Genomic DNA, 22,104 nt, shown 5'->3' with positions numbered 1-22,104 from the left:
ACTAATTCATAAAAGCTACCCTAAACCGCAGGACGAATGTCTACAGCCACTTTCATTTTATTGGCTCCCGAACTATATATAACACCTTTTAAAGGTGGCACATCGTAATAATCGCGGCCATAAGCCACAACAATATGTTGGTCTTTTGGTATTTGGTTGTTTGTAGGATCGAAATCTACCCAGCCAAACGACGGGATATAAATTGAAAACCAAGCATGAGAAGCATCGGTACCAACTAATTTTTCTTTTCCTGGAGGAGGTAAAGTTTCAATATAACCGCTTACATAACGCGCTGGCAATCCTACCGAACGAATACAAGCAATGGCTATTTGTGCAAAATCCTGACAAACCCCTTTTTTGTTTACCATAACCTCGTGTATTGGCGTGGCTACGTTTGTAACATTAGGGTTAAACTCAAAATCTTTAAAAATGCGTTCCATGAGCTCGTAAGCCGCTTCAAAAATAGGGCGATTGGGTTTAAAAGATACTTCGGCGTAAGCTCTAATATCTTTGGATATATTGGCAATTAAAATAGATTCTAATACAAACTGTTTAATATCTAAATGACCTCGATTTTCTGTTTTTAGCGCTGCTAAAGCTTCTATTAAAGTGATTTTTTGACCGCTTTCCGATTTATAAATATCTGGTTCTAGCGTATGGTCGCGTAGTATTTTACTAAGCGCAGTTACTTTTAAGGTTTTATGCTGCTCCTGTATAGAGAACCGCGTAATGGTATTACCAAAAAAATCCAGTTTCTCCGAGAATTCGGTTGGCGTTGGGCTAATTTCTAGTTTATAATCCACCACTTTTTGTCCCAACATATCCTTTGGTTTTATGGTGGCAATATTATGGCAGAAGGTTACACCAACTTCATATATATAACTTGTAGTATGCGATATTTGAAATAACATGGTTATTGTAGTGGAAAGTTTTGGTTGGTCAGTTGTTTTTGAGTGTACGAATGGTTGAAATAGGTATTTGAAACCTCCATAGATGTTTCATGCAATAGCTCGCTAATTTCGGCTAAGGCATCATCTAGATTTTGTCGTATGGTCTGGTCGTCGTTTAATGTTAAAAGATGCTCTATAGTTAAACTTTCAATTTTAGCATGTGCTTTTAAAATTTTGGCTTTACAAGCTGCAACAGCGTTAGAGCCTTCGGAATAGGGGAGTTTGTTAACATCCTTTTCTATACGTGAAATTTTATAGGTTAAAGATTTAGCATAATCTTTATCTAGTAATAACAGTTTAATTACGTTTTCTACACTAAGGTACGAGCGGTAGCTGTATCTGTAAATATTAAGACTTTCGTTACTGTTTAAAAAGGCTTCTAAAACTTCGTATTGTACTTGCTCTTCGTAGTTTATAACCAGTAGCGATCGGCATTTTTCGACATGCATCATCGATTGTTCGGTTTGCAAGCCAATAAAATATAATAATAAGCCTTGGTTTACTAATATGCTTTCTTCAATAAGTGCCATAAAAGCAATAAGGCGTGTTATAATGCGGTCTAGAAATTTTATAAGTTTATTAATGGAAAAGTCTTTAGTTCCTAAAAAGTTTTCCCATTGTTTTTTAATGCCATCAAAAACGCGCCACATGTCTTTAGACCATAAGCTTCGTAACGAGTAATAAGCGTTGTTAAAGCTATTCATGGTTTGTGCTAAGCTACCAACGCGTGTTTCGTCTTTTATTAAAGATAAAATTTCCTTTAAAGGCTCTTTTAATCGCGCTTCGGCACCTTCGCCAACAAACCCAGGGAATGTAGAGGTGATGTTGGTTATAGATTGAAACAGTAAAATTAAGGTATCTGAATCTGATTTACGTGTGGTGGATTTCTCTTGATTCATTCTATTAAGTACCACGCGTAAATAACGAGCGGTTACTAAAGAACGCCCTAAATAGCGCCCCGACCAAAATAGGTTTTCGGCGGTGTTACTCGATAAATCATTAATATCCGAAATAGTATTGTTTGAGGACGAATCCCAAGCGTAATTACGTAACGGGTTTTGAACAGCATCTGAAACTATCCAGAAATCTTTACTTATACCTCCACGTTGATTGGATACAAATATCTTTTTTCTATCGGCTGCCACACGCACTAAGCCACCAGGCATTACGCTGTAACCATCTTTTTTAGCAATGGCAAAGGTACGACAGGATACTTTTCGAGGTTCTAATTTGCCTTTTACAAAATTTGGTGCTGTTGAAAAGGATATTTTTTCTTGAGCCACAAATTGATAAGGTGCTAAGGCAATTTCGTCTTTTAATTTTTTAAGCGCATCGTCGTCCAGAAACTCGCAGAAATAAATATTTTCTCGGTTAGAACGATCTATACGTTTTACCACCAAATCCTTTAAATGCTCTATAACATAATCGAATTCCTTTTTTTGTCCGCACCACCACGATGCAATTTGCGGCAGTATTAAAGGTTCTTTAAAAAAGTACTTGCAAATGGCATTCATAAACGGAATTAAGCCCGAATTATCTAAAATACCAGAACCAATAGGATTTACTACAGCTACTTGTTGCTCTCTTACCACTTCTAGTAAACCTGCAACGCCTAAATAAGAATCTTCTCGTAGCTCTAAAGGGTCCATAAAAGCATCGTCTACACGTCTTAGAACCACATCGACCTGCTTTAGTTTTTTAAGTGTTTTAAGCCATAACTTACCATTACGCACCACTAAATCGCTACCCATTACTAAAGGATATCCTAAAAATGAAGCCAGATACGAATGCTCGAAATACGTTTCGTTATGCGGACCAGGAGTAAGGATAACTATATTAGGGTTGCTCTGGTTTTGCGGAGCCGCATCAATTAGCATTTGTTTTAAATCGTTAAAAAACGCAAGTGGTTGTTTAACATTAATATTTTCGAACATATCTGGCACGACACGGTTAAGCGCATACCTGTTCTCTAGAGCATAACCCATACCAGAAGGCGCTTGCGTACGATCGCTAACTACCCACATACGGCCATCGGGTCCACGAGCTAAATCTAACGAGTAGATTTGTAATTGTTTTGCTGTTTTATATTGAATTTGATCGCATTGACGTAAAAAACCACGGTGTGCTAAAACAACCTCTTCGGGTACAATACCGTTTTTAATTAGTTCGCGCTTCCCATAAATATCTTTTAAAATAAGGTTTAATAATTCGGCGCGTTGTTTAATACCTTTTTCTATGGTTGATTCCCATTCGGTTTGATGGATAACATAAGGTACTACATTTAAACCCCAAGAACGGTTAAGACCATGTGGATCGTTATACACGTTATAGGTTACACCATTTTCTTCCATGAGCCAATTTATCTCGTCTTGTTTAGAGAGAAGATTTTCGGTGCCGACTTCGGAAAATTTGCTTAACAGTGTTTTCCATTCTGTATTAATAGACATATCGGGTTTTAAAACCTCGTCGTAGCCTTTAAAATCAGAAAAGTAATCCTGGAATAATGGTTTAGTTGTAATGGGCATTTTTTGATATTATGGAAATGCAAAATTAATGTAAAATCTTGTTATAAGTACTAAAGATGTGATATGGTTTTTTATTTAAAGAAAATAGCCTGGGATTGCACTGTTTTTGGGTTGTGCGCACCATTGCGTTAGGGATTGAAGTGACATCCTTTTTTTGCTGCCATAAATGGCAAAAAAAGATACAACGGAAAGCCCGACCCTTTTTGGGTAACGCCCAAATTACTAAAGGATGTAATGGTAATAACCATTCCTCATAACACATGACCGCGCTATGAGGAATGGTGTTGACTTTATTTTTTACGCAGATCGAGCGTGTACGGAAATTCGAAATTAATTGGCAGCTCTTTGTAACTAAACTTCTTAGAGCTTTCTTGTTTTTCGACTTTTGATGTGCTTTCGCCACCTTGCATGATGCTTTCCTTTTCTTCGATGGTACCTTGTGTGTGCCCAAACTCCCAGAAACGGTTAATGCGTCGCGATTCTGCTTCGTAACTGTTTACTGGATAACTTTCGTACGAACGGCCTCCTGGATGCGCCACATAATAGGTGCAACCGCCAATGGAGCGTTTGTTCCAAGTATCTACAATATCGAAAACCAACGGGGTATCTACATCGATGGTTGGATGTAACGACGAGTGCGGATTCCATGCTTTGTAACGCACGCCAGCAACATATTCGCCTTTTATACCGGTGCTGTTTAATTGTACTTTTACGCCGTTACAGGTAAGTACGAAACGTTCTTCGATAAAATGATTGACTTTTACTTGAATTCGCTCTACGGAAGAATCGACATATCTAGCGGTTCCGCCACCTGACATTTCTTCGCCTAATACATTCCATGGTTCGATAGCAGCACGTAACTCTAAATGCACATTATTGATTTGAACCATACCGTGAAGCGGGAACCTAAACTCGAAGAATGGGTTGAACCAATCTTCTTGAAATTTATATCCGGCTCGGTTAAGTTGCTCGACAATATCCTTGATATCTTCTCTTACATAATGCTCGATTAGGAATTTATCGTGTAATTCTGTTCCCCAACGTACTAAATCGTGCTCGTATGGTTTTTTCCAGAACCACGCTACTAGCGTTCTTACTAATAGGTTTTGCATTAAACTCATTTGCGGATGCGGTGGCATATCGAAAGCACGAAGCTCAAGGATACCTAAACGCCCTGAAGAAGAGTCTGGTGAATATAATTTATCGATACAAAATTCTGCACGGTGTGTGTTTCCTGTTAAATCTGTTAGTAAATGGCGAAACAATCTATCGGTTAACCAAAATGGGACTTCGCCATCTTTTGGTATTTGACTAAAGGCTATTTCGAGTTCGTATAGATTTTCCATACGGGCTTCGTCTATTCGTGGTGCTTGACTTGTGGCACCAATAAATGCTCCAGAGAATAAATATGATAGTCCTGGGTGATGTTGCCAAAAGGTTAGTAAACTTCGTAATAAACTAGGTTTACGAAGTAAAGGACTATCGGCTGGTGATACACCACCTAAAGTCACGTGATTTCCGCCACCTGTACCGGTATGCTTACCATCGAGCATGAACTTTTCGGTACCCAATCTGGATTGTTTAGCGAGTTTGTATAGCGTTAAGGTGTTATGCGTTAACTCTTCCCAGTTTTTTGCAGGATGTACATTTATTTCGATAACTCCGGGATCTGGAGTGACTTTCATGGATTCTAGTCTATGATCTTTTGGAGGATCGTAACCTTCTAAAATAACCGGGATGTCTAATTTTTTTGCTGTAGCTTCAATGGAAGCAATAAGGTCTAAAAATATTTCGGCAGAGTCCATTGGTGGTAAGAACAGGTATAATTTACCATCTCTAACTTCTGAACATAATGCGGTTCTAATAAAATAGGTGTTATCTATTGGAGCACCATTGTTTACTACATTGTCGTATCGTGTGGCCGCTGTTTTTTTGAAACTTGGTAGTCGTCCTTTTACGGAAAAATTATCGGCCACGAACTGCGGGAATTCGCCATGTTCTGGTTTTCGTATTAAAGAATCTAGGGGTAAACGTAAACCAATAGGGGAGTTTCCGGGTATTAAAAACAAGTGGTTTCTTCTAAAAGTCCAGTCGCTTGTATACCAAGTTCCCATCGAGTTATTTAATGGTAATACATAACCAACGGCTTTGGATTTACCATCCTTAAGAATCTCTTTAAGTTTGTTTTTTACTAATAAGGCACCATCATCTTTTGTAGGATCGACATCTATAGGTAGTTTGCCTTCTTCCCACATAAAATAGAAGGCATCCTCGTAAGTGGGCACTATAGTGGTATCTGTAATTCCTAAATGTTTGGTTAGGGTTTCTAGGAATAGAATATCTGCATTTTCTGGAACTATAGGGTTATCTGCAAACAAGGATAATAATTTCTTGTTATGCCAAATGTTTCTGCCATCTTTTCGCCAACATAATTCTATAGACCAGCGTGGTAAAGGTTCTCCGGGATACCATTTACCTTGTGCTTGATGCAATACACCGCCTTTGGCAAACTCATCGTACAAGCGTGCCGAAAGGTTTTTGGCTAATTCTCTTTTATGCGGACCATCGGCATCGGTATTCCATTCTGGAGATTCCATATCGTCGATAGAAACAAATGTAGGTTCGCCACCCATGGTTAAACGAACATCGCCTTTTTCTAATTGTTTTTCTACTTTAAAACCTAGTTTGTAAATAGCATTCCATTGCTCTTCTGTATAAGGTTTGGTAACTCTAGGCGATTCGAAAATACGTTTTACGGAGTTTTCAAAAAAGAACTCGGTTTCGCAAACATCGGACATTCCGGTAACAGGCGCAGCGCTTTCAAAAGTAGGCGTACAGGCTAATGGAATATGTCCTTCGCCAGCTAATAAACCAGAGGTAGCATCGAATCCAATCCAACCTGCACCAGGCAAATATACTTCTGCCCATGCGTGTAAATCGGTAAAATCTTCTTCGGGACCCGATGGGCCGTCTAATGATTTTTCATCGGATTTTAATTGCACCAAATAACCAGAAACAAAACGCGCACCAAAACCTAAATGGCGCAAGGTTTGCACAAATAACCAAGCATAATCGCGACATGAGCCACTTTTACTATCTAATGTTTCTTCGCAGGTTTGTACACCAGGATCCATCCTGATGTTATAATTTAAGAACTCATATATTTTCTGATTGATATCAATTAAAAAATAAATGGTTTTTCTAGGCGTATAATCTAATGTTTTAAGGAAATCCTGAAGCAGTTTTCCTTTGTCGGTAATTTCTAAATAGGGTAGTAACTCCTTTTTTGTTTCCTCCTTATATACAAAAGGGTATTCTTCGGCGTATTCTTCAACAAAAAAATCGAACGGATTTATGGTTTTTAAATCGGCTATAATTTCCACATCTATAGTAAGCTCAGTCGTTTTTTCTGGAAAAATTAAACGCGCCATATAATTTCCAAAAGGATCTTGTTGCCAATTGAAAAATTGATTCTCGGGTGTAATTTTTATAGAATAAGCTTCTATGGGCGTTCTGCTATGTGGCGCAGGTCTTAACCTAAAAATATGAGGTGATAATGAAACTGGTCTATCATATTTATACTTTGTTTTATGAGAAATTACAATTTTTAACGCCATAGTTGTTATTTAATTATTAGATATTACAATTTAAGGGTTTTATATTAAGAAAACACTTAAAAAGTCTCAGAATTAATAGACTTAAATTATCATTTTAATATTTATACTCACTATAAATGCTAAAATTAAAAATCAATTGATTTTTTGCACTATAATTAAGATTTCACCCATTAAAAATAAGCTTAACTTTTTATTGTGTATAGGTTCTGTTTTCCTGTTCTGCAACCCTAATAAAGGTGGTGCATTTTGTAAGCTCTTTTAATCGTGCTGCACCTACATAAGTACAGGTACTTCGTATACCGCCCAAAATATCTTGTAATGTTTTTTCAACTTTACCACGATATGGCACCTCTACGGTTTTACCTTCGCTAGCGCGATATTCTGCAACGCCACCAACGTGTTTATCCATAGCAGTTTCAGAACTCATGCCATAAAACTTTCTGTATTTTTCGCCATCTCGCTCAATGGTTTCTCCGCCGCTTTCGTCGTGTCCAGCTAACATACCACCTAACATAACAAAATCTGCTCCGGCACCAAAAGCTTTCGAGATATCCCCTGGAATAGCGCATCCGCCATCACTTATTATTTGTCCGCCTAAACCATGAGCAGCATCTGCACATTCTATAATAGCCGATAACTGCGGATAACCCACTCCGGTTTTAACACGTGTTGTACATACCGAACCTGGTCCAATACCTACTTTTACTATATCGGCTCCTGAGAGTAATAACTCTTCTACCATTTCGCCAGTAACTACATTACCTGCAATAATAACTTTATCGGGATATGTACTGCGTGTTTGCTTAACAAAATCTGTAAAATATTCAGAATAGCCATTGGCTACATCAATACAAATAAATTTAAGTTGAGGATGTTTGATGATTATTTTTGATAGTTTATCGGCATCATGTTTACCAATTCCGGTACTAACAGCAATATAATTTTCTATGCCTGCAGGGGCGCTTTTTAAAAAGTCTTCCCATTCATTTAGACTATAATGTTTATGTATGGCCGAAAAAAGTTTGTTTTTTGATAGCGCTTTTGCCATTTCAAATGTACCAACGGTATCCATATTGGCTGCCATTATTGGAATGCCTTTCCAAGTCATTGGGCTATGAAGGAATTTAAACTCGCGTTCTAGGTTAACTTCCGATCGACTTTTTAATGTTGAACGTTTTGGACGAATCATGACATCTTTAAACCCTAATTTTATTTCGTATTCTATGCGCATTAAAGAACTATTTTTTATTAAATGATTAAAGCTTAAATTTAAGTATTTTCGTAATAAGTAAACCACATAATTCTAAATAATAGTCTTGCTAATTCGTATATTTATAGATAAGTTTGTTAAAAGCACTAATTAATGAAAGGATTCCCTAAGTCTATAAAACAATTAAAAATGAAAAAGAAGTTATCTTTTTTCATTTTTGGCTCTATTGCTGCCATTTTACTTATTGGATACTTTTACCTTGAAAAGAAAATTTATGCACAAAGCGCTGCGATATTTTTATTTGTTTTAGCCATATTACAGGTTTTGGCATTGCAATATTTTTTAAAAAATCAGCTTAAAAATGATGTTGTAGAAAAAAATCTTAGGGCCAGAGCCGAAGAGTTAAAAGAAAGCTTAGAACATGCGGATGAGGTTGCAAACCAAAAATCTATATATTTAGCGAACATGATTTATGAGGTGCGTACACCACTAAACACGGTTTTAGGTATGCTGAACATGTTAAGGCAAACAGAACTTAATAGCGACCAAACTGCACAGGTTGAAATAGCCGAATATTCTTCAAAACACTTGATGCAATTGGTAAATATGGTTTCGGATAATCAAGAATCTAACGATAAGGAGTTGGAGTTGAATATGCAAACTACCGATTTAAAAACCGATTTATCGCAACTCTTTAAAATATTAGAATATCAGGCTTGGGAAAAAGGCTTGGAGTTTGAATATAAATTTATATCTGAAGATAGAGGAAAGTTTTTGGTTTTTGCCGATTCGAAAAGAATTCAACAGGTATTAATTAACTTAATTAATAATGCTATTAAGTACACTAATGCGGGAAAAATTTCTATAATAGTTGATCAATCTGTAGGTATTGATAACGATCAAATTATTACCTTTTATATAAAGGATACTGGGATAGGGATGAAGGCGGAAGATGTGAAGCATGTCTTTAATAATTTTGATGGCGTTTATGATAATAAAATCAAAAAGGATTATAGAGGTGGAGGCATGGGCTTATCCATTTCGCATAAATTAGTTGATTTTATGGGTGGGGAGCTCAAGTTGGAAAGTAAAGAAAATGAAGGGTCTACGTTTTATTTTAGCCTTCAGCTTAAAAAGACTTTAAACGTTAAGAAGATTGAGGAAACTAGCGAACCTATATTATCTACTAAATTTAATGTGCTAATTGCAGAAGATAATAGAATGAACCAAAAGGTAATTAAATTCCTTTTAGAGAAGCAAGGTGCCGATTGTACGTTTGCTAAAAATGGTTTAGAGGCGGTGGAGCTATATAAAATATTGGACTTCGATATGATTTTTATGGATATTTACATGCCAGATATGGATGGGTATCAAGCTACAAAACTCATTAAGGAAACCGATAAATATTATAGAAGTAAAACACCAATTATTGGAGTATCTGCCAGTGCATTCGAGAAGGATATTGAAAAAGCAAAACAAGCTGGTATTGATGATTTTTTACCAAAACCAATTGATGTTTTAAGGCTTAAAGATTTATTACAAAAGTTTACAAGTCACCATTAAGCCTTAACTTTTATTTTACGGCTATCATGCTAATTTCTACATTAACACTTTTAGGTAATCTTGCTACTTCTACAGTTTCTCTTGCTGGTGCATTAGCATCATTAAAATAGCTTCCGTAAACGGCATTTATTGTGGTGAAGTTATCCATATTACTAATAAATATAGAAGATTTAATAACGTTTTCAAATGTCATGTCTGCGGCTTCTAAAACAGCTTTTAAATTCTGCATCACTTGCTTAGTTTCTTCTTCTATGGAGTCAAGAACTAATACATTTGTTTCTGGGTTTATAGCAATTTGGCCAGAAGTATATAAGGTGTTACCGGTTAGGATAGCTTGATTATATGGTCCTATTGGAGCAGGAGCATTTTTTGTTGTGATAATGGTTTTCATAATAGTGTGATTTTTAGTTATCCGAAAAAAAAGAATTTTCAGTTTACGTTTTTTTTAGTCTAATAGTATGATGAACCTAAACAGGTTTAGAGTTGAATATCGGCTTGCCTACGTTTTTCGTATTTAAGATCGCTTAAGATACTAGATTTAATACCAATAAAGAAATTCCAAGAACTTCTGGTACTAAAAGGAACCCAGCTAAAATTCATGCGCCAACTTAATAAATCACGTTCAAAACGTAACTGTGTATACGTGAAACCTGCATTTTTTAAATCGTAACCCGATGAACCACCTACAGACCATTTTGTGGACAATTCAATATCACCAGAGAACATAAGAGAGTGTGATGATATTTCATTTTGCCGCGCACTATTACCATAGTTTACAGCATAGGCGACCCTAAAACTCCAGGGTATTTTAAAGTTATAGAGTTCACTAGATTCTTCTTCCTTTTCACCCCGTTTATCCTCTATTTGCTGATTTGAAAAATCTTGAGAAACACCAAACAAATCATCGGCACGACCACCACTACGTCTGTTTTCTTCGAGGTCGGAATCTTTGTCTTTGTTCTTGCCGTCTTTACTAGAAAAAGACCAACTAGCATTCATGTTGGCGTTGGTTAACCTAAAAAGGCTACCACCATTATCAATATTATAGGTGTCAATTCTAGTGTTATTATTATCTAAAGCGTAAGGATCTAAAGTAGCTCCAAAATTTATGCTCATTTTGTTTTTAAACAATTGCGTACCACCACTAACACGAACGGGACTCCATTTTAATGAATCTCCTGCAAAATTATACGAGGTAGAAAAGTTTAAGTTATTAAAAATGGTTATTTTTTTATCCTCGGTAGCTGTACTATCTCTGTCTTTAACTTTTGCTTCAAGATTATTAGAAACAGAAATCCCCATAGAACTTGAAAATGTTTTATTAGGCGTTCCAAAAATGCTTTCTTCAAAACGTGTGAAATCAACATCGCTAGTAGTTAAACCATCTGCACTAACAACCTCGTAAGTATCATAATATTTATCGAAGGCAGGATTAATGTTATAACTAATAGATGGTCTAATAACGTGTCTAATAGCTTTAAGTTTCACGTCTTTACCTTCTTTTTCACGATTAAACATACCGTAAATTGTGGTTCCTAAACTGGTGCTAAAGTTATACGTTCTAAAAGCATCAAAACCATTAACGGTTTCTGTTACAACTTCTCTATCGGTAGTATCATAAGTTTTATCAACGGTTTTAAACGTCCAAACTTCATTAAAACTACTACTAGCACTAGCACTAAAGTATTTAAATAATTTAAAGTTGGTCGATATTGGAATAGAATGTTGAAAACCTGCTTTAGCTTCGTCAAACATTTCTTTTTTAAAGAATAAAGAATCGGTTGTCGAGATTCTGTTCTCTCCACGAATGTTATACTGTAAGTTTATATTCTGTATAATACCCTTTTTAGAACCATTTTTAGAGGCAAACGGATAAACTCTACCAACGCTTCCTTGAAAAGTTGGAAGTGTCATGTTTATTTCTTCAGTATTAGTGTTTTGAGAGTGCGTAGCTGTTACACTATAATTAACCTGTGGTTCGCCCTGAAACGTTTTGGAATACGATACAGAAGATGATAAGGTATTATTTAAAAAGTTAGCAACGTTTACCTGATTAACAGATTGTTGATAGTAAGAACTACTACCTAAGTTAACCGAAGCTGAAAAGCGAGAATTTGGGTTTGCTTTTGAATCTTGACTGTGAGACCACCTTAAGTTATAAATGGTATTCTTAGCGTAGTCTGAAAACCCACGTTCGCTAGTAATCAGGTTTTCATATCTAAACCCGATATTACCACTGTATTTATAGCGTTTTTTGTATTTGTTTTCTAAACGCAGTCCGTAACTACCATTGGTATAATAATCACCTAAAACAGCTAAATCGACGTAATCGTTAATAGCAAAATAATAACCACCATTTTGTAAAAAATAACCTCTTGTATTTTGCTCTCCAAAGGTTGGAATAATAACCCCCGATGTTTGTGTTTCGCTTTGCGGAAAAAAGCCGAAAGGCAACCCTAAAGGCGTTGGAACATCATATATAAATAAGTTAGCCAAACCAGTAACAATTTTTTTTCCTGGAACAATTTTAGCTTTTCTTAATTTTATATAATATTCTGGATCTTCTAAATTACTTGCAGTAGTATATTTTGCATCTTTAACAAAGTAAACCGAATCGTTTTCTTTTTTAGTAAGCTCTGATATTACGGTACCTTCACCTTGTTCTGTTTTTGAATTGTAAATTAAGGCCTTTTGGGTTTCTGTATTAAAAACGATAGAATCGGGCTCAACAACATTACTACCTTGTGTAAAAACCGGTTTTTGACTATAGGCTCCAATAGAATCTGTAATTCCTACAGCGTAAACGGTGTTGGTATTATAATCTATAGTTATACTACCTGCGGTAATATTCATGTCGCCATAATCTATTTTGGCTTCATTATATAGGTAGAGTTTTTGTTTTTTATTACTGAAAGTCGTGTAATCTTTAGCGTGATACTTCACTATGTTTTCTAACAAATCCTTTTTAGGTTTTATAGAATCTTTTGTTATGGTATCCTGTATTTTCTCTGAAGTATTTAAAACATCGAGACTGTCAACACTAGGAACTAAACTATCCTTAACAGTTCTGTTAATGCTTTTTCCTTTTTCAGGGATATCTTGAGAAAAGCTTAACGTGTTGATAAACACAGTAAAACTTAGTGCAAAAAGTATTTTAAAGTTGTTTGTATGCAACGCTTTTAAATGTATTTTTGTAAAAGTATGGCTCGGTTTTTGAAAAGTCAAAATTACATATATTTTTTTGTGATTGATTTAATAATCAACTAAAAATTTAAAATTAAAATAAACCCACTTTTTTAGCCGTTAAAATCAAATAAATAGTTCATTCTATTTTGGCATCAATAAAAGATGCTTTGTATTGATTTAAGCTGCAAACGATTTAAAATAGTATTCATCAAATGAAAACGAACAAGTTATTAATTTTCGTATCTTTTATAATAGTATTAACATTATCTTCATTTATAACAAGTGATGTTCAAACCGCTAGAAATAAGTTTGTAGTTGTGTTAGATGCTGGCCATGGTGGTAAAGATCCTGGAAATTTAGGAAATGGTTATAAGGAAAAGGATATAGCCCTTAAAACCGTTTTAGCCGTTGGAAAGGAATTAGAAAAAAATCCAGATATTAAGGTCGTTTATACGCGTAAAACAGATGTTTTTATCGATTTATTTGTACGAGGTAAGATAGCGAATAAGGAAAAGGCAGATTTATTTGTATCTATTCACTGCGATTCGCATACTTCGCAAGCCTATGGAGCCGGAACTTTTGTTTTAGGAACACACCGTAATAAAACCAATTTTGAAGTCGCTAAAAAAGAGAACTCTGTAATTTTTATGGAGGAGGATTACGAAAAAAACTATGCAGGATTCGATCCTAACTCACCAGAATCGGTAATGAGTATTTTGTTAAGTCAGGAAGAATATTTAGACCAAAGTATCCAATTGGCTGGCTTAATACAGAAAAAATTCACTAGTAAATTAAACAGAAAAGACAGAAAGGTAAAGCAAGCCGGTTTTATAGTGTTACATCAAACGGTAATGCCTAGTGTACTTGTCGAATTAGGTTTTTTAACAAATAAAAGCGAAGGTGCTTATTTAAATTCTAGTAAAGGACAAATTCAAATGGCTAATGCTATTAAAGAAGCTATTTTACAGTACAAGCAAAGTCTAGAAACTAATGTTAGCGATTATCAAATAGGTAATAGCACAATAGAAACAACTTCAAGTAATTCTGCTAATATTACCTTTAAGGTTCAAATAGCAGCAAGTTCAAAAGCTTTAGAAACTAAACCTTATAACTTTAAAGGGCTAAGTACCATTTCTAGAGATAAGGAGGGCGGATTGTATAAATATTTCTATGGTAACACTTCTGATTATGAAAGTATTAAAGGGCTAGAGCGTGAAGCTAAAAACAAAGGTTATAAATCAAGTTTTATTGTTGCTTTTAAAGACGGTAAAAAGATTGCCCTTACCGAAGCTTTAAAATCAGTAACTAATTAGAGGCATTCTTCTTAAATTTATATTAAATTTGTTTATCTAAAGCATTCAATTTTGAAAATAACAAGAGAAGTAAAAACAGGCGTACTCGTATTATTAGGCATCATATTATTATATTATGGTTTTAATTACCTTAAAGGAAGAGACCTTTTTAACTCATCGCTTACGTTTTATACAGAATACGAAAACGTTGAAGGCTTAGTGCCATCTACGCCTGTAACTATTAATGGACTTGCTGTAGGACAGGTTACCAAAATAGGCTTTAAAGGCGATGGCTCAGGAAAACTACTTATAGAGCTTTTAGTAGATAGCGATTTTAAATTCTCGAAAAATAGTAGAGCAGAATTATACGAAACGGGCTTAATAGGAGGTAAGGCTATTGCCATAGTTCCTGCTTTCGATGGCGCTGAAACTGCGACAAATAATACCGTTTTAAAAGGTTCTATAAAAGCAGGTTTAACCGAGTTAGTAAACCAACGCTTAACACCTTTACAAGAAAAAATAGAAATTATGATGGTCGGTGCAGATTCACTACTTAGTAATATAAACGATATTTTCGACGAAAAAACTAAAGCACACCTACAAACAAGTATAGCTGGTTTAAGTTCTACAATAGATTCTTTTAAAAGCACATCAAACTCATTAAACCAATTAATGTTAGCTAATGAAGCTAAAATTGACGCGGTTTTAACAAATGCGGAAAAAGCAACAAGCGATTTAACTAAAATTTCAGGATCATTATCGCAGTCAGATTTAGGACAAACGGTTAAAAATTTAGAATCTACTTTAGCAAATTTTAATACACTTTTAGCTGATTTAGAGCATGGTAAAGGTACTATGGGTAAATTATTAAAGGATGATCAATTGTATAATAATTTAGAAGGAGCAACTAGCGAATTGGAGGCTCTATTATTAGATTTTAAATTACATCCTAACCGCTACACCAGAATTCTTTCCAAAAAAGAAATACCTTACCAAGAACCAGAATCTAACTAAACACTATGGAATATATACCAAACATACTATTTGCAATAGTACTCTTTTTGGGCGTTGGCTTTTTTGCTAAAAACGTACAAAAGCTAATAAGGAATATCAAACTAGGTCAGGATAAGGATGTTAGCGATAACAAGTCGCAACGCTGGAAAAACATGGCTATGATTGCCTTAGGTCAAAGTAAAATGGTACGTCGCCCAATTTCTGGGTTTTTACACGTGGTTGTTTACGTTGGCTTTATCATTATAAACATCGAAGTTCTAGAAATTATAATCGACGGTTTATTAGGTACACACCGTATTGGGTTAAGTGTATTACCACAATCGGTTTATGGATTTTTAATAGGAACATTCGAGGTTTTAGCATGTCTAGTTTTTATTTCAGTAATTATATTTTGGATTCGTAGAAATGTTATAAAAATAGCACGTTTCTGGAAAAGCGAAATGACAAGCTGGCCTAAAAATGATGGTAACTATATTTTGTATTTCGAAATGGTATTAATGACGCTTTTTTTAGTCATGAATGCTACCGATTTACAATTTCAAGCCCTAAACTCAGGTAATGTAATCAGCCAATTTATCACACCTTGGTTTTCTGGGATGTCAGAAGGTACTTTGCATGTTATTGAGCGTGGTGCATGGTGGTTGCATATTGTAGGCATACTAGTGTTCCTAAACTATTTATACTATTCAAAACATTTACACATATTATTAGCCTTTCCAAATACCTATTACGGGAAGTTACAACCTAAAGGACAGTTTAACAACCTAGAGGCGGTAACCAACGAGGTGAAAATGATGATGGATCCAAACGCAGATCCATTTGCAGCTCCTGCCGAAGGTGCCGAAGATGACGTGCCAGCAAAATTTGGAGCTAGCGATGTGCAAGATTTAAACTGGGTACAATTATTAAATGCATATACCTGTACAGAATGTGGTAGGTGTACTAGCGAATGTCCAGCAAACCTAACAGGTAAAAAATTATCGCCAAGAAAAATAATGATGGATACTCGCGACCGTTTAGAGGAAGTCGGTAAAAATATCGATGCCAATAACGGCGAGTTTAAGGACGATGGCAAACAATTATTAGGCGATTACATCACAAACGAGGAACTTTGGGCGTGTACAACCTGTAATGCCTGTGTAGAAGCGTGTCCAGTAAGTATCGATCCGCTGTCTATCATTCTAGAAATGCGTCGCTATTTAGTTATGGAGCAATCTGCAGCACCAGTAGAATTAAATAACATGATGACTAATATCGAGAATAACGGAGCACCTTGGCCATACAATCAAATGGATAGGTTAAACTGGAAAGACGAATAAAACTATGACTCCTAAAACACAAATTATTAAAGGATTTTTATTTAGTGCCGTAATGCTTTTAAGTGCTCTTGGTTTCGCACAAAATAACGAACAAGCACTTAAGGAAGTCAATGAAATAGCCCTACAAATGTTCGCAGACATGAATAATAGGGATTACGATGCTATTATTGACATGACGCATCCAAAAGTATTCGAAATAGCACCAAAAGATGCCATAAAAGATGTTTTTAAAAGCATGTTCGAGGGGAATGAAGATTTTTCAATAAACATACCCAAAACGGTACCTAACTATAAATTATCAGAAGTTTTTACCAACGAAAAAGATAGTGTAAAGTACGTTTTTGTCTCTTACGATATGAAAATGGATATGACCTTTCATAAACAAGAATTCGACGACGAAGCTAAAACCATGATGAAAATCATGATGGCTTCAAAAGGTATGGATGTTACATTTAAAACCAATAATGCACTCGATATTTTCATGAAAGATCGCATCACCATTATCCTAAAGGACAATCACACAAATAACAACTGGGTTATGGTTAATTACGATGCCGATTCCCCGTTATTCTATAACATTGTTCCAGCTAGCTTGCTAGAAAGTGTAAAAACATATAACCAAGATTTAATGTTATTGCGTAAAAAAGAAGAGTAATAAAATAAATTTGGCGTTACCGCAAGGGTCGGGCTTTACGCTATATCTTTTTTTGCCATTTATGGCAGCAAAAAAAGGATGTCGCTACAATCCCTAACGCAGCAACCAACATTTAATAATAATCCTGCAAAGAGTAAAATCAAAGTAGGTATTAAATAAAATATTATGAGCGAATTACTAAAAGTACCAACAATGGCCGATTTTATGGCAGAAGGAAAACAACCCGAAATATTATTTTGGGTAGGATCTGCAGGTAGTTTTGATGATCGAGCAAAAAAAATAACTAAAGCCTTTGTTAAAATTTTAAACAAAGCCAATGTCGATTTTGCCGTATTAGGAACCGAAGAAAGTTGTACAGGCGATGTTGCAAAACGCGCCGGAAACGAGTTTCTATTTCAAATGCAAGCCGTTACAAACATCGAGATTTTAAACGCTTACGAAATAAATAAAATAGTAACCTGCGATCCGCATTCATTTAACTGTTTAAAAAATGAATACCCAAGTTTAGGTGGGCAGTACGAAGTTCTACACCATACTCAGTTTATAAATCAACTTATAGCCGCTGGTAGGCTAGAAGGCTTAAACGATACCTATAAAGGCAAACGTATTACATTTCACGACCCTTGCTATTTGGGTAGAGCCAATAACGAGTACGATGCGCCAAGAGAAGTGTTGCAAAAAACCAAAGCAACACTAACAGAAATGAAAAGACATAAACGTACAGCGTTGTGTTGTGGTGCTGGTGGTGCGCAAATGTTTAAAGAGCCCGAAAAAGGCGATATGGATATTAATGTACTTCGTACAGAAGGCGCTCTAGAAACCAATCCAGATATTATTGCTACCGGATGTCCGTATTGCAATACCATGATGACAGATGGTGTAAAAGCAAAAGAAAAAGAAAGCGAAGTTCAAGTTCTAGACATTGCAGAATTAATTGCAAATGCTCAAGGTTTATAAAAATAAATTCCTGCAAAAGCAGGAATCTAAATTTAAGTTTTAGTTAAAATTAAAACCCCCAATAAGTAAATTAAATGCTAGTAGATTTTATAACATTACCAGAAGAATCAAGAGTTTGGATTTACCAAGCCAACCGTTCATTTTCAGAGGTCGAACTTGAAGAAATCCGAGCTAAACTCGATATTTTTATAGGAAATTGGACAGCTCATGGTAGCGATTTACAAGCAGGGTATACAATCAAATACAAACGTTTTATTGTATTAGCTCTAAATCAAGATGTAAGTAAAGCAACAGGTTGCTCTATTGATTCATCTGTGCATTTTATCCAACAATTAGAAAAAGACTATAATGTCGATTTAATGGATAAAATGAATGTGTCTTACAAACAAGGGGAATACGTTGCTCATAAAACACTTTCAGATTTCAGAAAAATGGCTAAGGATAAAGCGGTTTCTAAAAACACCATTGTTTTCAATAATTTAGTCAACAATATAGCAGAATTTAAAGAAAACTGGGAAGTACCTGCAAGCGAAAGCTGGCATGGGCGTTTTGTTAAATAAGCCTTATTTAAATTATCAATTTTTCATTTTTTGAATGAGCTTCTTTTAGTGGGTAAAACTACTATAATTAGTTTTTTGTGCCATTTTTTAATATTCAGCTATACCATTACCTCAAGTATTTGTATTAAATATGCATCATAAAATCTTAAGCCTAAGGCAGAATTATAAAAATTGTTTTTAACTTCTTTATAAATCTATCTTAAAGTCTTTTAATCTTCTTTTTAAAAGTATTATTTTGGCATGATTATTAGTGTTTACTAGTATAACTAATAATTTCCCTTAACAAATCTTTTATGCGTCATATCTATATTACCATAATTACATGTTTATTTGTATTACCTGTAATTGCACAAAATTCAATTAATCCCTTGTTAACTAAAGACGTTGCTGCTCAAAAAAAGTGGGTAGATAGCGTGTATGCTTCACTAACCTTAAAAGAAAAAGTGGGGCAGTTGTATATGGTTCAGGTAATGTCTAATCAAGATCAAGACACAAAAAATAAAGTGGTGCAAACCATTAAAGACCATCATATTGGTGGTGTTATTTATTCTTTAGGTGGACCTAACAGGCAAGCAAGGTTAAATAACGAGTTACAATCACTTTCTAAAATTCCATTACTTATTGGTATGGATGCGGAGTGGGGTTTAAGCATGCGTTTAGATTCTACGTATGCATTTCCATGGAATATGACACTTGGGGCTATAAAAGATAACAAATTAGTAGAGCAAGCAGGAAGACAAATAGGCGAGCATTGTAAACGCTTGGGTGTACATTTTAATTTTGCCCCAGTGGTAGATATCAATACAAATCCTAAAAACCCTATTATTGGAAACAGGTCTTTTGGTGAAGATAGAGACAATGTAACCGAAAAAGCATTGGCCTTTATGAAAGGTATGCAAGATGCTGGTGTTTTAGCGAATGCCAAACATTTTCCGGGACATGGAGATACCGATCAAGATTCGCATAAAACCTTACCAACAATTAGTTTTAATGAAAAACGTATAGATTCCATTGAGTTATATCCTTATAAGAAATTAATTACCGAAGGCCTATCAAGTGTTATGGTGGCACATTTAAATGTACCAAGTTTAGAAACACGAGAAAATTATCCTTCTTCTTTATCAAAACATATTGTAGCCGACATTTTAAAGGAGCGTTTAGGCTTTAAAGGCCTTATTTATACCGATGCTTTAACCATGAAAGGTGCAGCCGATTTTAGCGAAACAGGAGATATCGATTTAGCTGCTTTTAAAGCTGGAAACGATGTTATGCTTATGTCGGAAAACGTAGGTATAGGAGTTTCTAAAATTATTGAAGCTTATAATAAAGGAGAGATTACCGAAGCACGTTTAGAACATTCGGTTAAAAAGATTTTGAAGGCCAAATATAAAGTAGGACTTCATAATTACGAACCTATTGGACTTTACAATTTATCAAATGATTTAAACAGATTAAAAGACGACATTTTATATGAAGAATTGCTTGAAAACGCAATTACTGTTCTTAAAAGTAAAGAAGACATTCTTCCGCTACGTCGTTTAGAAACTAAAAATATTGCTTACGTAAAACTGGGAGACGATTCAGGAGCACCTTTTCTTGATGAATTAAAAAAATATACCAAAGTACACGAAATTCAATCGGATAATTTGTTCTCCTTAATGAACAAATTAAAACCGTATAATACCGTTATTGTTGGGTTTCATAGATCTAATGATAATCCTTGGAAGTCTTATAAATTCAGTAGCAAGGAATTGATTTGGCTTAATGAAATGGCACAATCGCACACTGTTATTTTAGATGCTTTTGTAAAACCTTATGCACTTTCTGGCTTAAATTCTATTGAGAATATTGAAGGTATTGTGGTAAGCTATCAAAACAGTGAAATTGCGCAGCGTAAATCGGCACAACTTATTTTTGGGTCTTTAGCTGCTAAAGGAACATTACCAGTGTCTATTGGAAACTATTTTAAAGCCGGTGAGGGTATACAATATAACGAGCTTAAAAATTTAGGATATACCATACCAGAACGTGTAGGTATGAATTCTAAAAAATTAGCAAAACTAGACTCCTTAGCAAATTATGCTGTTAACGGACAAATGACACCGGGTATTCAGTTATTGGTGGCAAGAAAAGGTAAAGTAGTTTACAGTAAGAATTTCGGTAAGCATACTTACAGCGGTAAAGAAAAAGTAGAGTTCGATAATATTTACGATGTAGCTTCTTTAACTAAAATTTTAGCCACATTACCATTGTTAATGGAACTTGAGGAGCAAGGTATAGTGACACTTGACACTAAGCTTTCTACAGTTTTACCCGAATATAAAAACTCTAATAAGGCAAACATCACTTTTAAAAGCATGTTGTCTCATTATGCGCAATTAAGACCTTGGGAGCCTTTTTATTATCACACTTTAGATTCGGTTACAAAACGTCCTAGCAAAAAATATTATAGAAAAGTTCGTAGTCCAGAATTCGATGTAGAAGTGACCAAAGATTTGTTTTTAAGAACTGACTATCAGGATTCTTTACCCGAAATAATTAGAAAATCTGAGCTTCTAGAAACTAAAAGATATCGCTATAGTGACTTTCCTTATTACATTTTAAAGAAATTTATTGAATACCATTACGACAGAACATTAGATGAGTTAGTACAATCGCATTTTTATGAGTCATTAGGAGCAAATCATACCTTGTATAATCCGTATCATAAAATCAGTAGCAAAAAAATAGTACCTACAGAGATTGATGATTATTACAGATACCAAAAAGTACACGGTTTTGTGCACGATATGGGAGCTGCCATGCAAAATGGCGTTGGTGGTCATGCCGGCGTATTTAGTAATGCAAATGATGTGGCTAAGATTATGCAAATGTATCTGCAAAAGGGATATTATGGTGGTAAACGCTATTTAAAACCAGAAACGGTAGATAAGTTTAACACCTGCTATTATTGCCGAAATAATAACAGACGAGGTATAGGTTTCGATAAACCACAATTAGGCGATTCTGGACCAACTTGTGGTTGTGTTTCAATGACAAGCTTTGGGCATTCAGGTTTTACAGGAACCTATGCTTGGGCAGATCCAGAAGAAGAAATTGTTTATGTGTTTTTGGCAAATAGAACGTTTCCGCATGCGGGTAAAAACTTATTATTAAGGGAGAATATTAGAACAGATATTCAACGTTTAATTTACGAGGCTATAGAAGATTAATAAAAATAATTGAGAAGAGTTAAAGAATAAGGAAAAAAACTGTT

Annotated in this window: 14 protein-coding genes; 8 read left to right on the top strand and 6 right to left on the bottom strand. The window is 35.0% G+C overall.

The genetic code is table 11. From position 1 onward, the window contains the following. Positions 1-20 precede the first annotated feature (20 nt). From HNQ90_RS16835 to HNQ90_RS16820, 4 genes are all read right to left on the bottom strand, one after another. Positions 21-911 (bottom strand): transglutaminase family protein, encoded by an 891-nt coding sequence (locus HNQ90_RS16835; protein WP_144118095.1) that lies wholly within the window; start codon positions 909-911, stop codon positions 21-23. A 2-nt stretch (positions 912-913) separates the two neighbouring features. After that, complete coding sequence (locus tag HNQ90_RS16830) at positions 914-3,475, bottom strand: circularly permuted type 2 ATP-grasp protein (RefSeq protein WP_144118094.1); 2,562 nt, start codon at positions 3,473-3,475, stop codon at positions 914-916. A 290-nt stretch (positions 3,476-3,765) separates the two neighbouring features. Then, on the bottom strand, positions 3,766-7,092 hold the full coding sequence (locus HNQ90_RS16825; RefSeq protein ID WP_144118093.1) for a transglutaminase family protein: 3,327 nt from the start codon (positions 7,090-7,092) through the stop codon (positions 3,766-3,768). Positions 7,093-7,282: 190 nt separating this feature from the next. After that, positions 7,283-8,323, bottom strand: coding sequence for a GMP reductase (locus HNQ90_RS16820; protein WP_144118092.1), 1,041 nt, complete (start codon positions 8,321-8,323; stop codon positions 7,283-7,285). Between the two features lie 168 nt (positions 8,324-8,491). On the opposite strand from HNQ90_RS16820, the gene HNQ90_RS16815 reads away from it, so the two are divergent. Continuing rightward, a complete protein-coding gene (locus HNQ90_RS16815) occupies positions 8,492-9,865 on the top strand; it encodes an ATP-binding protein (RefSeq protein ID WP_172625932.1) in 1,374 nt (457 codons plus the stop codon). A 10-nt stretch (positions 9,866-9,875) separates the two neighbouring features. Here HNQ90_RS16815 and HNQ90_RS16810 read toward each other — a convergent pair whose 3' ends face one another. Together HNQ90_RS16810 and HNQ90_RS16805 are read right to left on the bottom strand one after the other, a co-directional pair. Then, positions 9,876-10,256 (bottom strand): Rid family detoxifying hydrolase, encoded by a 381-nt coding sequence (locus HNQ90_RS16810; protein ID WP_144118090.1) that lies wholly within the window; start codon positions 10,254-10,256, stop codon positions 9,876-9,878. Positions 10,257-10,342: 86 nt separating this feature from the next. Continuing rightward, a complete protein-coding gene (locus tag HNQ90_RS16805) occupies positions 10,343-13,090 on the bottom strand; it encodes a putative LPS assembly protein LptD (protein ID WP_144118089.1) in 2,748 nt (915 codons plus the stop codon). A 173-nt stretch (positions 13,091-13,263) separates the two neighbouring features. Here HNQ90_RS16805 and HNQ90_RS16800 point away from each other — a divergent pair, with 173 nt between their 5' ends. From HNQ90_RS16800 to HNQ90_RS16770, 7 genes are all read left to right on the top strand, one after another. After that, complete coding sequence (locus tag HNQ90_RS16800; protein ID WP_144118088.1) at positions 13,264-14,364, top strand: N-acetylmuramoyl-L-alanine amidase family protein; 1,101 nt, start codon at positions 13,264-13,266, stop codon at positions 14,362-14,364. 51 nt (positions 14,365-14,415) lie between these two features. Continuing rightward, positions 14,416-15,357, top strand: coding sequence for an MlaD family protein (locus tag HNQ90_RS16795; RefSeq protein WP_144118087.1), 942 nt, complete (start codon positions 14,416-14,418; stop codon positions 15,355-15,357). Between the two features lie 5 nt (positions 15,358-15,362). After that, the gene (locus HNQ90_RS16790; RefSeq protein ID WP_144118086.1) at positions 15,363-16,676 is read left to right on the top strand and encodes a 4Fe-4S dicluster domain-containing protein; all 1,314 of its coding nucleotides are present in this window, start codon (positions 15,363-15,365) and stop codon (positions 16,674-16,676) included. 4 nt (positions 16,677-16,680) lie between these two features. Beyond that, complete coding sequence (locus HNQ90_RS16785) at positions 16,681-17,331, top strand: hypothetical protein (RefSeq protein ID WP_144118085.1); 651 nt, start codon at positions 16,681-16,683, stop codon at positions 17,329-17,331. A 165-nt stretch (positions 17,332-17,496) separates the two neighbouring features. Further along, on the top strand, positions 17,497-18,288 hold the full coding sequence (locus tag HNQ90_RS16780; protein ID WP_144118084.1) for a (Fe-S)-binding protein: 792 nt from the start codon (positions 17,497-17,499) through the stop codon (positions 18,286-18,288). 74 nt (positions 18,289-18,362) lie between these two features. Then, a complete protein-coding gene (locus tag HNQ90_RS16775) occupies positions 18,363-18,848 on the top strand; it encodes an ABC transporter ATPase (protein ID WP_144118083.1) in 486 nt (161 codons plus the stop codon). Between the two features lie 293 nt (positions 18,849-19,141). Continuing rightward, positions 19,142-22,060, top strand: coding sequence for a serine hydrolase domain-containing protein (locus HNQ90_RS16770; protein ID WP_144118082.1), 2,919 nt, complete (start codon positions 19,142-19,144; stop codon positions 22,058-22,060). Positions 22,061-22,104: the final 44 nt, after the last annotated feature.

This window comes from Algibacter amylolyticus (genome assembly GCF_014202225.1).
In the GTDB taxonomy this organism is placed as follows: Bacteria; Bacteroidota; Bacteroidia; order Flavobacteriales; family Flavobacteriaceae; genus Algibacter_B; species Algibacter_B amylolyticus.
Note: the sequence above shows the minus strand (reverse complement) of the source record. Positions and strands in the feature narration are given on the sequence as shown.

Excerpts from the sequence above, each read along its gene's own strand:
- HNQ90_RS16835 (WP_144118095.1), bottom strand. The coding sequence starts at position 911 with ATGTTATTTCAAATATCGCATACTACAAGTTATATATATGAAGTTGGT.
- HNQ90_RS16810 (WP_144118090.1), bottom strand. The coding sequence starts at position 10,256 with ATGAAAACCATTATCACAACAAAAAATGCTCCTGCTCCAATAGGACCA.
- HNQ90_RS16770 (WP_144118082.1), top strand. The coding sequence starts at position 19,142 with ATGCGTCATATCTATATTACCATAATTACATGTTTATTTGTATTACCT.
- HNQ90_RS16790 (WP_144118086.1), top strand. The coding sequence starts at position 15,363 with ATGGAATATATACCAAACATACTATTTGCAATAGTACTCTTTTTGGGC.
- HNQ90_RS16820 (WP_144118092.1), bottom strand. The coding sequence starts at position 8,323 with ATGCGCATAGAATACGAAATAAAATTAGGGTTTAAAGATGTCATGATT.
- HNQ90_RS16785 (WP_144118085.1), top strand. The coding sequence starts at position 16,681 with ATGACTCCTAAAACACAAATTATTAAAGGATTTTTATTTAGTGCCGTA.
- HNQ90_RS16780 (WP_144118084.1), top strand. The coding sequence starts at position 17,497 with ATGAGCGAATTACTAAAAGTACCAACAATGGCCGATTTTATGGCAGAA.
- HNQ90_RS16830 (WP_144118094.1), bottom strand. The coding sequence starts at position 3,475 with ATGCCCATTACAACTAAACCATTATTCCAGGATTACTTTTCTGATTTT.
- HNQ90_RS16800 (WP_144118088.1), top strand. The coding sequence starts at position 13,264 with ATGAAAACGAACAAGTTATTAATTTTCGTATCTTTTATAATAGTATTA.
- HNQ90_RS16775 (WP_144118083.1), top strand. The coding sequence starts at position 18,363 with ATGCTAGTAGATTTTATAACATTACCAGAAGAATCAAGAGTTTGGATT.
- HNQ90_RS16815 (WP_172625932.1), top strand. The coding sequence starts at position 8,492 with ATGAAAAAGAAGTTATCTTTTTTCATTTTTGGCTCTATTGCTGCCATT.
- HNQ90_RS16825 (WP_144118093.1), bottom strand. The coding sequence starts at position 7,092 with ATGGCGTTAAAAATTGTAATTTCTCATAAAACAAAGTATAAATATGAT.